Raw genomic sequence first — 14,376 nt, 5'->3', positions numbered from 1 at the left:
ATTTATATTAACTGACGAACAACACTTTCTAAAATGCTGATTTTATTCACAGATTTTATTATACAATAAATGTTTCATTTGTTAAGTATCCTATATTAAAAAAAAGAGTATAAAGTAGGAAAAACATGAAAAAGGACCATTCCTTACTTTATTGGATGGTCCCTTTCTTCTATACAAGCATCTGAAATAGTGTGCTATCTTTATTTACTTCACGGTGTAAAAATCCTTTAGCCTTAATCCGTTCGATTAATGGAAGGTAATCCTCCTTATCCTTCAATTCGATACCAACCAATGCTGGTCCCGTTTCTCGATTATTCTTTTTCGTATATTCAAAATGGCTAATATCATCATTTGGTCCAAGAACATCAAAGAGAAATTCACGTAATGCCCCCGGACGCTGAGGGAACTGAACAATAAAATAATGCTGTAGTCCTTCATAAAGCTTCGAGCGCTCTTTAATTTCCTGCATCCTTCCAATGTCATTGTTGCCGCCGCTAACGATACAGACAACTGTTTTGCCTTTAATTTCGTCTGCATATGTATCTAATGCAGCAACAGAAAGGGCTCCTGTCGGTTCCACAACAATGGCATTTTCGTTATACAAGGATAAAAGTGTAGTACAAACCTTACCCTCTGGAACGACAATAATATCGTCAACAATTTCTTTGCAGATAGTAAATGTTTTTGAGCCGACCGTTTTTACCGCAGCACCGTCAACGAATGGATCAATATCCTTAAGTGAGGTCACTTCCCCTTTTAAAATTGATTCCTTCATACCCGGTGCCCCTTGAGGCTCCACTCCGATTAATTGCGTAGAGGGTGAAAAATGTCTTAAATATGTTCCGACCCCAGCCATGAGGCCCCCGCCGCCAATTGCGGCAAACAGATAATCAATTTTTTCAGGACAGTCATTAAGCAATTCAACCGCAACTGTCCCTTGGCCGGCAATTACATCGAAATCATCAAACGGGTGGATAAATGTACGATTTTCAGCCTGGCTGCATTCCATTGCCTTTTCATAGGCATCATCAAATGTATCACCAGTTAATACAATCTCTACACTATCCTTGCCCCAAAATTTAACTTGATTCACTTTTTGTTTTGGGGTTGTACTCGGCATAAAGATCTTGCCATGAATGTTTAAAAGGTGACAGGAATAGGCCACCCCTTGAGCATGATTGCCGGCGCTCGCACAGATAATGCCATTCTGAAGCTCATCCTTATTCAACTTTTTGATCCGGTTATAAGCCCCGCGGATTTTAAATGAACGGACGCTTTGCAAATCCTCCCGTTTTAAGTAAACATGACAGCCGTATCGTTCCGACAATAAGTGATTGTATTGCAGAGGTGTCGGCGAAATCTCATCCTTTATGGTATGGCTGGCAATGATAATATCCTCCACATTAAACACTTTTTTATCAATTTGTTGACTCATTTTCAAATTCCTCCTCAGCTATTCTTCCGTTTTTTTGACATTTTTCAACTTAATTGATCTCATAATACAATTAATCTTTAAGGTTTTATAAACAACAAAAAACCCGCCCCTAAAGGAATAGGGACGAGTTAGCTCGCGATACCACCCTACTTCCGCAATTTCAAAATAGAAACTGCGGCTCTCGATCATCGTACCATTTTCTGTACGTGTTCCATTGTAACGGCGGACATACCGGTACAGCTTACTTACACCGTTCAGCTATACACCTCAGAGATGATTTTCAGATACCCCTGTTGTCGACTCCCACCAACCGTCGACTCTCTGTGAAACAAAGAACATATCCTACTCTTCTCGTCATCGATTCATATTTAATTTTAAATAAGGGTAACATCGAAAAAATACCCTGTCAATATTTTTTGACTATTTTAACTATTTTGTTAATTATAAAGCGCTTTCATTTTGGTGGTGCCTGACACCGTTGCCACTATTGCTCCTTTTGCCACTATTACTCACATGTTTAATTTCTTTAATCCAATTACATTTACAAACAGCTAGGTGCTATAATTATATAAAAATTAAATTATTCTGATAATGAATGGAGAGTTTTCGTAATGAAGATTCCTTATAATGGGAAATTCCCTTCGATTCATGATTCTGTTTTTATCGCGCCGGGTGCATATTTAATTGGTGATGTCCAAATTGGTAAGGATTCAACGGTTTGGTTTAATGCAGTGTTACGTGCTGACGACGGCCCGATTATCATTGGTGATAGATGCAGTATCCAAGATAATTCCACTATTCATTTATATGAAGGATTTCCTGTCATCATTGAGGACGATGTGACGATTGGACATAATGTTATTTTGCATGGCTGTAAGGTCGGCAGATGTTCTATTATTGGTATGGGATCAACGCTTTTAGATAACGTGGAAGTTGGCGAGGAATGTATTATTGGTGCCAATACGCTGCTGGCAGGAGGAATTAAGATACCGCCCCGCTCCCTCGTGTTAGGTTCACCAGGGAAAGTCGTCCGCGAGCTATCTGAAAAGGATTTACAGAAGCTCCAATTGTCAAGCGAGCACTATGTACAAAAAGGGAAGGACTTTAGAGAAATACTTAAATAAATCACCTATTAAAATTCTGAACATTATGTATAAATCCACCAAATCCTTAAAGGTGGATTTATTTCTCTCTAAAAAAATCAGATCTTTTTTTCGTATTCTATTAGTGTTAACCGATTATTAATTTTATTTTCCTTCGTTTTTTTATAGCCGAATTTTTCGTAAAAATGGCGAGTCCGCTCATTATCCTTGGGAGTGTCTAAGCTCCATACCTTTGCTTGTGGGAATTTGTTTTCCATTTGAGTAAGGATTTTGCTGCCTAATCCTCGATTTTGAAGGTTAGGGCTGAGAAAGATTCGAACCAAGCGATAGTGTATATCCGTTATTTTCACGATACATATACCGCCAGCAATTTTTCCATTAAGGAAAATGGTGAAATGAAAAGAATGATTTATTTTATATTTAAAAAAATCTAATAGTTCTGCAGCAGGACTCGTGTCATAATCCTTATACTTTTTTAAGTCGGATTGAAAGGCCTCTTTTTGGATGTTTAACAGTGTTTCCGCTTCGTGCATTTTTGTCCTTGTGATTTTTAAATCCATGATTTCACCTCGAAAATACATTTCAATCATTATATGAATCGAACTCTGCAAATGAAATAATGAAGGAAATATTTGAGTGAAATGGTGTGGTTGGAGTTTGTTTCCTAATGAAATAGAGGTGTTAAAAATGATTTAGAAGTTTAGATTAAAACTATTGGTATAAATCTAAACTAAAAGCCCCATTTTATAGTGACTGTATATGAGGTTTCAATGCGATAACGAACACTATGTGCCCTTATTTGTTCCCGTTATCTTGGTTCCAACGCGATAACGGGCACTATTAAACCTTTTTTGTGACCGTTAACTTGGTTCCAAAGCAAATAACGGGCACTATTATCCCTTTATTGTGACCGTTAACTTGGTTTCAATCTGAAAACGGGAACTATAAGCCCCTTTTTAATGTTCAACCATTAAAATATCTTTCTCATTTTAAACTGCCAGAAACCGTTACTTATTTTTTATGTTCCCTTTTTAGCTACATGGGGTTTATTCCAGCTTTGATTAATCCTGCTTGGTATCGTATGATGAGTATGGTTTTTTCGTAATGCTGCAAATGGAATATAACCGAAATAGGGAAAGGATTTTTGACATGAGCAAAAAGAAAATACATTCATTAATATCAAACCTTGGACTTCTTCCTCATCCGGAAGGCGGATACTACAAAAATACATATCAATCTACGGAACGAATTTCTGACACAGAATTAAGTGTGAATTTTGAAGGGGAACGTAAGCTTTATACTAGTATTTACTTTCTATTAACTTCAGATGATGTTTCTCATTTTCATCGTTTGAAATCGGATGAACTATGGTATTTCCACGCTGGAAGCCCCTTAACCATCCATGTTATTCATGAAAATGGAGCGTATGAGGAAATCAAATTAGGGATGAATTTAGAAAATGGTGAGGTTCCGCAAGCATTAGTTCCAAAGAATTCCATCTTTGGTTCCTCAGTAAATGATAAAGACACCTTTTCATTAGTAGGCTGCATGGTATCTCCGGGCTTTGAATTCAAAGACTTTGAACTGTTTACTCAGGACGAGCTTTTACTCAAATACCCACAACACGAGGAAATCATATTGAAATTAGCGTACAAAAGAATACCAAATTGAAGGTAAATAATCACCTGACCGCTCATATTAAGATTTGCCCCTTTTGTATATTTCTTTATACGATACATACTGCAAGACCTTCGAGTAGAAGGTCTTCATTTATATTAACAATAAATCAGTTTACATAATATTTTTATGTTAAATAGATCTACCACCTTCACCTCTTATGGTGACATCATTAGATACTTAGTTTTGTTCCCTTTCCTTTTAATAACTTTGCTTTACACCTATTACAATTAGCAGCAATCCTGCAACAAATGAAGAATACTTTCCTCCACATTTCACGATTAACTTGGTCCCAATAATTTGCCTAACTAATTAATACTCCCATTTAGGTAAATCTTAAATCAAATTCCACATCTTTGCCAAATTGGATATAGCAGCTCCCAATTCTACAATTAGTGATTAAAGGACATTTAGAGTGCATGGATGAACTAAGTTTTTTTAAAAAAACATATTAAATATGGTGCAATTTTTTTGCTCCCTCACCCTATTGTCAATTTTCATACGATCTATTCTAATAGTGTTTTTTCGTATGAAAATCCAATTGCTTTTGTGTATGAAAAGAAGCCACATAGGGAATATTTTCTTAAGGATACTTACAAGGGGGACATTATGATTTTAAACAATGATCAATTAAAAGCTAAGGCTCACGAGATCGCCTTAACTCATGAATTATATACAACTAAACAGCGGAATACACGATATTGGCCTACTTTTCGATCGGATATGGCCAGCCTGCACGAATTCGCCGAACGCTTAGGAAACAACAAAGTAGAGTGTAAACAGCCTGCGGAAGATTGGCTGCTTGACCACATCAATTTTTTAGAGACACAAGCACAAGCCGTTCTTCGTGAACTACCACGTGCAACGCTTAATCAGCTGCCCAAATTGCGCTCTACGGGTATGCCACGAATATATGCCCTGTGTAAGGATTACCTCGAGCATGTGGATGGACGCTTTGACATACATTCATTCGAAATTTACCTTTCCTCTTATCAGGAAGTTTCTGTCCTCAAGGATGCTGAGTGTTGGGCGTTACCGAGTGCATTAAGAGTTATTATCATTCACCGTTTGGCTGTAGCGATGCGTGGGATTCGACATCGACATGAGGTGTGTCATTCCATTACCTCTCTATTAGAGCAGATTGGAACAAAGAATTTGTCAGACACCAAAGTACGCATTTTATTAGAGCGGCAAACACGTAAAAAACCACTTAGTCCAGCCGAGATCGTTCATTTTGTCCAACACTTGAGTGAATGGGAACCAAATATTCGAATTGTTCATGACTGGCTTCGGGCCCATGTGGAGAATAGTGAATCAAGCCTTGAACAGATGGTCTCGTTGGAGCATCAGCTTCAGGCTGAACTGCAGGTGACATGCGGCAACTTAGTACAAAGTTTGCACTTTTTAGAGCGTCTGCCATGGAGATTGACGTTTACAAGAATTTCTTATATCGAACAAATTCTGCGGTCTGATGTAAATAGTGAATATGACCGACTAGATTTAGCTAGCTGCGACATCCTTCGTGGGCGGGTTACCAAGATTGCACGGAAATTGAATGTTCCAGAAACTTTAGTTGCTCAAACCGCGGTACGACTTGCCAAGGCGCAACAAAAAGACACTGACCAAGCAGATGTACTATCTAGAAAAGCCTCCCTTGCCTATTATTTGCTCGATGCATACGGAATCTCGGCAATGCGCAAGGAACTCTGTAAGGTAGCTCGCCCAAGAGTACTGCCACACCTTGTTGTTCGACGGCAATCATCGTTCGTATATTTTTCAAGCATTATTTTACTCTTTGTTGCTTTGATGGCGTTAGCTGGGGGCTGGGTAGCGTTCGGGTCGTTTGTTCGACCAATTTCTTGGCTTGCTATTTTTGCAGCCCTTGTATTGCCTGTGAGTGAATGGGTTATCACTATTATTCATGAGGTTATTTGTAAATATTGCCGCCCTACTCCGCTACTAAGATTTGATTATTCCGAAAAGCTGCCTGATGATGCTCGAACCATGGTTGTTATGCCAATTATTTGGTCGAGCATTGAAGAAGTGGATGACGTAGTCAATAGACTATTAGTTCACTATCTAGCAAACCGACAGCAGAATATTCATTTTGGCATATTGGCAGATTATTTTGATGCTTCAAGCGAGTCCATGCCAATTGATGAAGGAATTATCGCTCATGCGGTTGAACGGATTGATGCTTTACGAAAGCAGTACGGGAATAATAAATTTTTCCTTTTTCATAGATCTCGTCTCTATGATTCAGTTGACAATATCTATAAGGGCTGGGAGCGAAAGCGCGGCAAATTAGTTGAATTCGTTGAGCTACTTTCAGGCAGTGACCAAACTAGTTTTACAACGATACATGGGCAAACGGATATTCTAAAGAATATTCGTTATGTTTTAACATCTGATTACGATACACTTCTTCCTATCGGCGTGGTTAGCCGCCTAACGGGTACGATTCATCTCCCGTACAACCGACCACGTTTTAATAAGGATGGAACTCGTGTCGTCGAAGGATATGGTGTACTTCAGCCTAGTATAAGTGTAAGTTTTGAGTCAACCCAAAATTCACGTTTCGCTTCATTATGGGCAGGTGAACCTGGGATCGATCCATATGCTTTTGCAGTTTCGAATGCCTATCAGGATCTGTTTGGACATGGCATCTTTGTCGGTAAAGGGATTTTTGACGTGGAGGCGTTTCGAAAGACACTGGTAAGCCGCATACCTGATCATCATATCCTGAGCCACGATTTACTTGAGGGGGGATTTCTGCGTGCTGGGCTGACGTCTGATATTGAAGTGGTCGAGTCGCACCCGAACACATTTTTGGCTTACCAACAACGGGCTCATCGATGGATTCGTGGAGATTGGCAACTCATCAACTGGCTGGGTTCAAAATGCAAAGACCGTTATGGTGAGAATAAACGAATTGCTTTGGGAGGACTGACCCGCTGGCAAATCGTTGATAATTTACGCCGGAGCCTACTTGCACCATCCTTGTTAATTGTCGCTATACTTGGTTTGAATACACTCCCTGGTCAAACTTGGGTATGGGAAACAATCGTGGTATTAACGATTTTCCTCCCGTTTTTGCGCTCTCTTGTCCTAGCCATACTTGGCAGAAGTCTAAATCACACCCTTGGCGTAAGTTTCATGCAAAGTGCTGTACAGCTTATAACGCTACCCTTTACTGCTGTTCTTTCTGTGGACGCCATTTTCCGTACACTCTACCGTATGGGTATTAGCCGAAGGAACTTACTTGAGTGGGTAACAGCTGCAGAGACGGATCGACGATCAAGTAAAGGACGAGTGTTTTTATTTGAACCAGCAGGCTACTTTGTCATTTTCTTATTTGCTGTTGTAGCTTGGCTTTCAGGCGGAGTGTTTGATCGAGCTATAGGTGCTTTGGCATTTGTTTTTTGGCTTCTTGCTCGGCCTTTTATTCAGCAATTGAACCAACCGGAAAAAGGAGAATCTCTTAAGTGGCTGCATGATGCTCGTCCAGAACTCAAGGAGTTAGCATCAAAAATCTGGTTATTTTATGCGCGCTATGTCACGGAGGAAGAATCGTGGCTGCCGCCCGACAATGTCCAGTACCATCCAAAGGAAGTCATCGCCCATCGTACATCACCGACCAATATTGGACTATATTTAGCATGTGTCGTTGCTGCACGTGATTTTAATTTTATAGACACGGATACCATGATCAAACGAATAGACTCGTCATTGGAAACAATAGCAAGAATGGAAAAATGGAATGGGCATTTACTAAACTGGTACGATACATGTTCAGCTGAGCCTCTCCACCCTAAATATGTTTCTACGGTTGATTCCGGGAATTTTGTTGGGTATCTAATGGTAGTAAAGCAAGGTTTACTTGAATGGGGTCATCGTGAAGTCCATTTTAAAACGACCCTTGAGAAAATAACGGAGGAAATTGACCAACTAATTGAACAAACCAATTTCAAATTGCTCTATAACGATGATGAGCGCTTGTTCTGTCTGGGTTACCATGTAGATACAAACCTAAAAGACACTACTCTTTATGATTTACTGGCTTCAGAAGCTAGACAAGCAAGTTTTGTTGCGATTTCTTTGGGACAAATTCCAGCTTCTCATTGGTTTTCTCTTGGCCGGACAATGACCGTTTCAGGAAAATGTAAGACGTTGTTATCTTGGTCTGGCACTATGTTTGAGTATTTGATGCCGAGTCTGATTATGCGGACATACCGAAACACCCTTTGGGACTCTACTTATAGGGGTGTCGTTCATCGCCAACGGATGTACACTGGCAATTATCAAGTACCCTTTGGGATATCAGAAAGCGGATATTATGCCTTTGACTACCAATTGAACTATCAGTATCGGGCATTTGGTGTTCCTGGACTTGGACTTGATCGTGGTTTGGAAATGAACTTAGTTGTTGCACCTTATGCTACAATCTTGGCACTTCCCTTCGCAGGTCAATTTGGACTCGAAGCATTGCAGAAGTTTGAAAATTTTCAGGCTAAGGGTGAGTTCGGATATTATGAAGCCGTTGATTTTACTACCGCAAGAATGCCAAAGGGTCATCAGTATCAAGTAGTGCAGAGCTACATGGCCCACCATCAAGGCATGAGTATGCTAACCCTTACCAATTTATTAGCGGATGAAATTATGGTAAAAAGATTTCATTCCGATCCACGTGTATGTTCTGCAGAATTACTATTACAAGAGCGCATTCCTGGTAAAGCTGCGTTAATTGAAGAGCCTATTGGCCACCATGCAAAGTTTACTGCAATTGATGGTCATTTTGATCAAGCGGAACGATCCTTTACTAAACCAACCGTTTTACCGGAAGTTAACGTGTTGTCAAACAACCGTATAACAAGTGTAAACACGAACGATGGAAACGGGATGCTTACATGGAACGGACTTGCAATCACTAGATGGAAAGAAGATCCAGTCATTAATACTTCTGGTACTATTCTTTACCTTCATGACGCCACTTCAAAAGAAACGTGGAGCACGACAAGATTTCCTTGTCATGCAGGAAAAGACACGAAAACGACGTTTCGTCTTGATAAAACCATCTTTGAGCAGGAATATCATGATATTTCATCTAAACTTGAATTAACCGTTTCACCAGATGTGGACGCAGAGGTTCGTCGCCTTCAACTTATCAACAACAGTGACGAGGAACGAATATTGGAAGTGACCTCATTCCTTGAATTAGCACTTGCAAGCCCATCTGCAGATCATGCACATCCAGCATTTAACAAATTGTTTATTGAAACCAGCCATGATGCAAAAAACGAATGCCTGTTAGCAAAAAGACGCTCCCGAGAAGAAGATGAGCCGGAAACCTGGGCAATTCATACTGTCTTTGTAGATGGATCTGAGGCAGGAGAATATGAATTCGAGACAGATCGTGCTAAATTTATCGGCCGCGGTTATTCACTTCAATCGCCAAAATCGATGTTGTCACTACTTCATGGGGCTGTTGGCTCTGTAGCTGATCCTGCATTTGTTATGAGACGCCGTATTCAATTGGCACCACAGGAATCAGCAACAGTTTATATTGTGACAGGTGTTGCAGAAACCCGTGAGAAAGCACTATACATTAATCATCAATTATGTGAACCGAAGCAAGTAGATCGCACTTTTCATTTAGCATGGGTACGTTCGCAAATTAATCTTAGGCATCTCCACCTGACTCCGAAGCAGGCGTCTGATTCATATCAATTGGCTGGGCGGCTTCTTTATACTTCACCTCTCACTCAAGTACGTCAGGATGCAATTGCAAACAATTCTTTAGGACAGTCTTCCCTATGGTCCCATGGAATTAGTGGAGACGTGCCAATAGTGATGGTTAAAGTTAACAATTTAGCCGATTTGGCGTTTGTAGTATTGTTAGCACGTCAACATCAATATTTATGTACGCTTGGATTGGAAATCGATCTCGTCGTACTTGATGAGACCGTCGGTGGCTATCAGGACCAACTTATGAATCGTTTACGTGATTATTTAGCAGCAAGAGGAATATGGGAGATGAAGCGAATTATAGGACTGAAAGCTTCTCAACTAGAAGAAAGTGAACGAAATCTCCTAATGGCTGTGTCACGTGTCATTCTGCGTGCTGGGGGTCCAAGCCTACGTGCCCAATTACAAATTCATGAAGGTGAAATAAGGAATATACAGGAACGAACTATTCCAATCCGAAAAACACGGCAGAAAAAGCAAACAGTTAGTATTTCATCAGAAGGTGAATTTTTCAATGGTTGGGGCAGTTTCATTGACGATGGTCAGGCATACCTGGTTAATGTACAGGATGGTAATTTCCTTCCGAGACCATGGAGTAATATCCTCTCAAATCCAAACTTCGGTTGTTTACTGACTGAATTTGGTACTGGATATAGTTGGTGGCGCAATTCACGTGAATGTAAACTCACGCCATGGAGAAATGATCCTGTGCTTGATCAACCTGGGGAATGTCTTTATATACGTGACCTCGAAGCGGATCAAATCTGGTCAGCTACCCCAAAACCAGCTGGTAACGGGTTCACATACAAAGTCACTCATGGTAAAGGTTTTACTAGGTTTGAACAACTAGATGGAGATATAGTTCATACAATGGAGACTATAGTTCCATTGAAGGATACCCTGAAACTGATCCAGCTCCGACTGCGAAACACTAGTCAAACTGCTAAACGTGTTGCCATTACCTATTATGCCGAGTGGGTTCTCGGAGTAATGCGTGAAGCCGAAGCACCCTACATCGTTACTGAATGGAATCAGGAAAATAAGGCACTATTTGCTCGAAACACATACCAAGAGACATTTCGAGATGCAGTCGGTTTTATGAACATTTCAATGCCTGATAGTAATAATAAACAAATGGAACATCGGATTTCTTGGACAGGTGACCGGGCTGAATTTATTGGCCATGGTGGTACATTGGAATGTCCTTTAGCCCTTTTGGAAGAAAAACTGTCAAACCGTACAGGTACATTTTCTAATACATGTGGAGCACTTCAGGCTTTGGTCGAACTTCCCGCAGACGAAGAAATATCGGTGACCATTTTGCTTGGCTGTGCATCCTCTAAAGACGAAGCACTTTCGCTTATTGGAAGGTATGGTCTCCCTTCTTCCTATGAGGATACACTTGCAAACGTGACACATCATTGGAAACACTTCCTTGGACAGGTGCAGATTAAGACGCCAAATCGAGAAATGGATATCATGATGAACGGCTGGCTCTTATATCAAACACTTGCTTGTCGTTTGTGGGCACGCACAGCGTTTTATCAAGCTGGTGGTGCGTTTGGATTCCGTGATCAATTGCAAGACTCACTGGCTTTATTACATGTAGACCCTTCCATTACAAGGAAGCAAATACTTATAAATGCTGCCCATCAATATCAAGAAGGCGATGTTCAACACTGGTGGCACGAAGAAACGCATAAAGGAATACGAACACGATTTTCAGATGATTTATTATGGCTTCCATACACGGTATCCCGCTATATAGAACAGACATATGATTACGACATTCTCAACGAGAGAGTTCCGTTTCTGGTCAGCGAAGATCTTAAAGAGGGAGAATTGGAGCGGTATGAAGATACTGTTGTGTCCAATGAGATGGGAACACTTCTTCAACATTGCCTCCGAGCCATTCACCGCTCTTTAAACTTTGGTGAACACGGAATTCCGCATATGGGGATTGGGGACTGGAATGACGGTATGAGTAGGATTGGTGCTAAGGGGCGTGGCGAGAGTGTGTGGCTAGGCTGGTTCCTTCTGGATATTCTGAAGCGTTTTACAAGACTCCGGAACGATATAGTTCCTCACGATGTCGTCCTACAGTTTGAACAGGTTGCACACGAATTGGAGCAGAACCTAAACCATCATGCTTGGGATGGCGCTTGGTTTCGCCGAGCTTTTTCAGATGCTGGAACATGGATGGGATCGAATCAGAACAAGGAATGTCGAATCGACGCCATCGCCCAGTCATGGTCTGTCATTTCACAAGGAGCTTCTGTTGACCGACAATCACGGGCAATGTTTTCGTTTGACCGTGAACTTGTCGATCGCGATTTGAACCTTGCTCGGCTGTTAACAAAACCCTTTGATGTAACAAAACCTAGCCCAGGATATATTCAGGGTTATCCACCTGGAATCCGTGAAAATGGCGGACAGTATACACATGGGGTAATATGGGGAATCGTCGCATGGGCAATGTTAGAGCGGCGTGATAAAGCATTTGAGCTTTTTTCCATGCTCAATCCAATCACACATACAAAAACATTCCGTGATGTACAGATTTATGAAAATGAACCATATGCAATGTCAGCTGATGTGTATACCGCAAAACCATATCAAGGCCGGGGGGGCTGGTCGTGGTACACCGGAGCTTCCGGCTGGATGTACCAGGCAGGATTAGAGTATGTATTGGGGCTCAAGCTTCAAGGGGATCAACTAACGATACAACCTTGTGTGCCACCTGAATGGAAATCATTCACAATCGACTATCGCTATGGAAAGACAACCTATTCACTTGAGGTCGATTGTACACAAGACCATGGCGTTCCAGTGAAATGGGTAGTTGACGGCAAAGATGTCGGAAAGCAGTCCTTTATGCAACTAGTGGATGACGGCCAAGAACATAAAGTTGTCGTTCAATTAGGTTTGAATCGTTCTAGTACTGTTGGGTAGATTGGAGAAAAATTTAGAGGAGAAAAATAAGGGAGAGCCAGTGGCTCCCCCTTATTTGCTGTGGTCATTACTTAAAGATGCAGCTGTTTTAGCTGGGATTAAAAAGCTTAACGCGACGGTTATGAGACTCATACATAGGGCATAAAGAAATACGTTTTTCATCCCGATGACAACACTTGCCGCATGATTAATGAGTAGACCCATAATGGTAACGCCAATAGATGTTCCAATGTTTCTTAAAAAGATTTGCAGCGATGTCGACATACCCTTGATATGCGATTCGGCAAATTCTTGAGAGGCAATCGTTCCCACTGCAAATAATAAACCAAAGGCAACACCCTGAACAGTCAAAATCAGAAACAGTCCAACATAGGAAATATCCTGAATGAATAAATAAAGTGCTAATCCTGAAACAGTAGTAATAAAGCTGCCGATGATAAATAAGATTTTGTAGCCAAAGCGAATGATCCACTTCCCTGCCGGTGTACTTCCAAACATCCAGCCAACTGCAATACTTAATAAAATCAGCCCGCTTTTATAAATACTCATATCGTTGCCTTCTTGCAAAAATAATGGAATAAAGTTCGATGTACCAAAAAAGGATAGACAGTAAAATAACATGAAAAGATTGGTCATAAGTATGCCTTTATTTTTAAAAAGGGAAACAGGAAGAAACGGATGATCTTCCTTCCTTTCGACAAAAACAAAAACAATCAAACCGATCAAACCAATCACAAGATACCAAAAAGGATTTTCAACGTTTGTGCCCAGTAACAAAAGTGTAATCGAAATTCCGAATAGAAAGAATCCTTTATAGTCGATATAAGTCTTTTTAAATTCCAATTTTTCCTGATAGGGGATCAAACATAGCACGGTGGCTATGCCAATTGGAATATTGATAAAGAAAATCCATCTCCATGTCAAGGCTTCAACAAAAAAAGAACCCAAAACGGGACCTACGATAGAGGAAATGGCCCAAATGGTGCTAAAAACCGCTTGGATTTTCCCGCGTTTTTCAATCGTAAACAAATCTCCAACGATAATCATCGAGAGTGGAATCATTCCTCCGGCTCCAAGGCCTTGAATCCCTCTAAACACAATCAGCATTACCATGGAATTCGCCATTCCGCAAAGAATCGAGCCGATCGTAAATAGGCCAACTGCAATCATTAACAGCCTTTTCCGGCCATACATATCCGATAATTTCCCGTATAGTGGTACTGTAACAGTACTTGCTAACATGTAAACAACAAAAATCCAAGCAAACAACTCCATGCCACCGAGTTGTTTTACAATGGTTGGACTTGCCGTTTGCATAATATTGGCATCAAGCGCCGATATGAGGGTCGTAATCACAAGCCCCCAAAATACATATCTATTTTTCCCCATAAGTACCCCCTAAGTGCTAAGAAAAAAACAATCATTAATTCCTTTTTTTTACATTTTATATTTTCCACAACTTTT

6 protein-coding genes and 1 other annotated feature are annotated in these 14,376 nt (G+C 40.6%); of the genes, 3 read left to right on the top strand and 3 right to left on the bottom strand.

Annotated features, from left to right (window positions below; translation table 11 throughout):
* Positions 1-169: 169 nt before the first annotated feature.
* Positions 170-1,435, bottom strand: coding sequence for a threonine ammonia-lyase IlvA (gene ilvA, locus V7150_RS08735; RefSeq protein WP_335516358.1), 1,266 nt, complete (start codon positions 1,433-1,435; stop codon positions 170-172).
* A gap of 116 nt (positions 1,436-1,551) precedes the next feature.
* Positions 1,552-1,802, bottom strand: a binding site (T-box leader).
* 244 nt (positions 1,803-2,046) lie between these two features.
* On the opposite strand from ilvA, the gene V7150_RS08730 reads away from it, so the two are divergent.
* Positions 2,047-2,559: a gamma carbonic anhydrase family protein gene (locus V7150_RS08730; RefSeq protein ID WP_335516355.1), complete on the top strand. Its 513-nt coding sequence runs from the start codon at positions 2,047-2,049 to the stop codon at positions 2,557-2,559.
* Between the two features lie 77 nt (positions 2,560-2,636).
* Here V7150_RS08730 and V7150_RS08725 read toward each other — a convergent pair whose 3' ends face one another.
* Complete coding sequence (locus V7150_RS08725; protein ID WP_335516352.1) at positions 2,637-3,098, bottom strand: GNAT family N-acetyltransferase; 462 nt, start codon at positions 3,096-3,098, stop codon at positions 2,637-2,639.
* A gap of 589 nt (positions 3,099-3,687) precedes the next feature.
* Here V7150_RS08725 and V7150_RS08720 point away from each other — a divergent pair.
* A complete protein-coding gene (locus V7150_RS08720; protein WP_335516349.1) occupies positions 3,688-4,209 on the top strand; it encodes a cupin domain-containing protein in 522 nt (173 codons plus the stop codon).
* 615 nt (positions 4,210-4,824) lie between these two features.
* Entirely contained in the window at positions 4,825-12,912 is an 8,088-nt protein-coding gene (locus V7150_RS08715; protein ID WP_335516346.1) for a GH36-type glycosyl hydrolase domain-containing protein, read from the top strand.
* 51 nt (positions 12,913-12,963) lie between these two features.
* On the opposite strand, the gene V7150_RS08710 is transcribed toward V7150_RS08715, so the two are convergent.
* A complete protein-coding gene (locus tag V7150_RS08710) occupies positions 12,964-14,301 on the bottom strand; it encodes an MDR family MFS transporter (RefSeq protein ID WP_335516343.1) in 1,338 nt (445 codons plus the stop codon).
* Between the last annotated feature and the right edge of the window lie 75 nt (positions 14,302-14,376).

It is taken from the genome of Neobacillus drentensis (assembly GCF_036965245.1).
GTDB classification, from domain to species: domain Bacteria; phylum Bacillota; class Bacilli; order Bacillales; family Cytobacillaceae; genus Neobacillus; species Neobacillus drentensis_G.
The sequence above is the reverse complement of the archived record's forward strand: the minus strand, read 5'-3'. Positions and strand labels throughout refer to the sequence as shown.

Excerpts from the sequence above, each read along its gene's own strand:
- ilvA (WP_335516358.1), bottom strand. The coding sequence starts at position 1,435 with ATGAGTCAACAAATTGATAAAAAAGTGTTTAATGTGGAGGATATTATC.
- V7150_RS08715 (WP_335516346.1), top strand. The coding sequence starts at position 4,825 with ATGATTTTAAACAATGATCAATTAAAAGCTAAGGCTCACGAGATCGCC.
- V7150_RS08730 (WP_335516355.1), top strand. The coding sequence starts at position 2,047 with ATGAAGATTCCTTATAATGGGAAATTCCCTTCGATTCATGATTCTGTT.
- V7150_RS08710 (WP_335516343.1), bottom strand. The coding sequence starts at position 14,301 with ATGGGGAAAAATAGATATGTATTTTGGGGGCTTGTGATTACGACCCTC.
- V7150_RS08720 (WP_335516349.1), top strand. The coding sequence starts at position 3,688 with ATGAGCAAAAAGAAAATACATTCATTAATATCAAACCTTGGACTTCTT.
- V7150_RS08725 (WP_335516352.1), bottom strand. The coding sequence starts at position 3,098 with ATGGATTTAAAAATCACAAGGACAAAAATGCACGAAGCGGAAACACTG.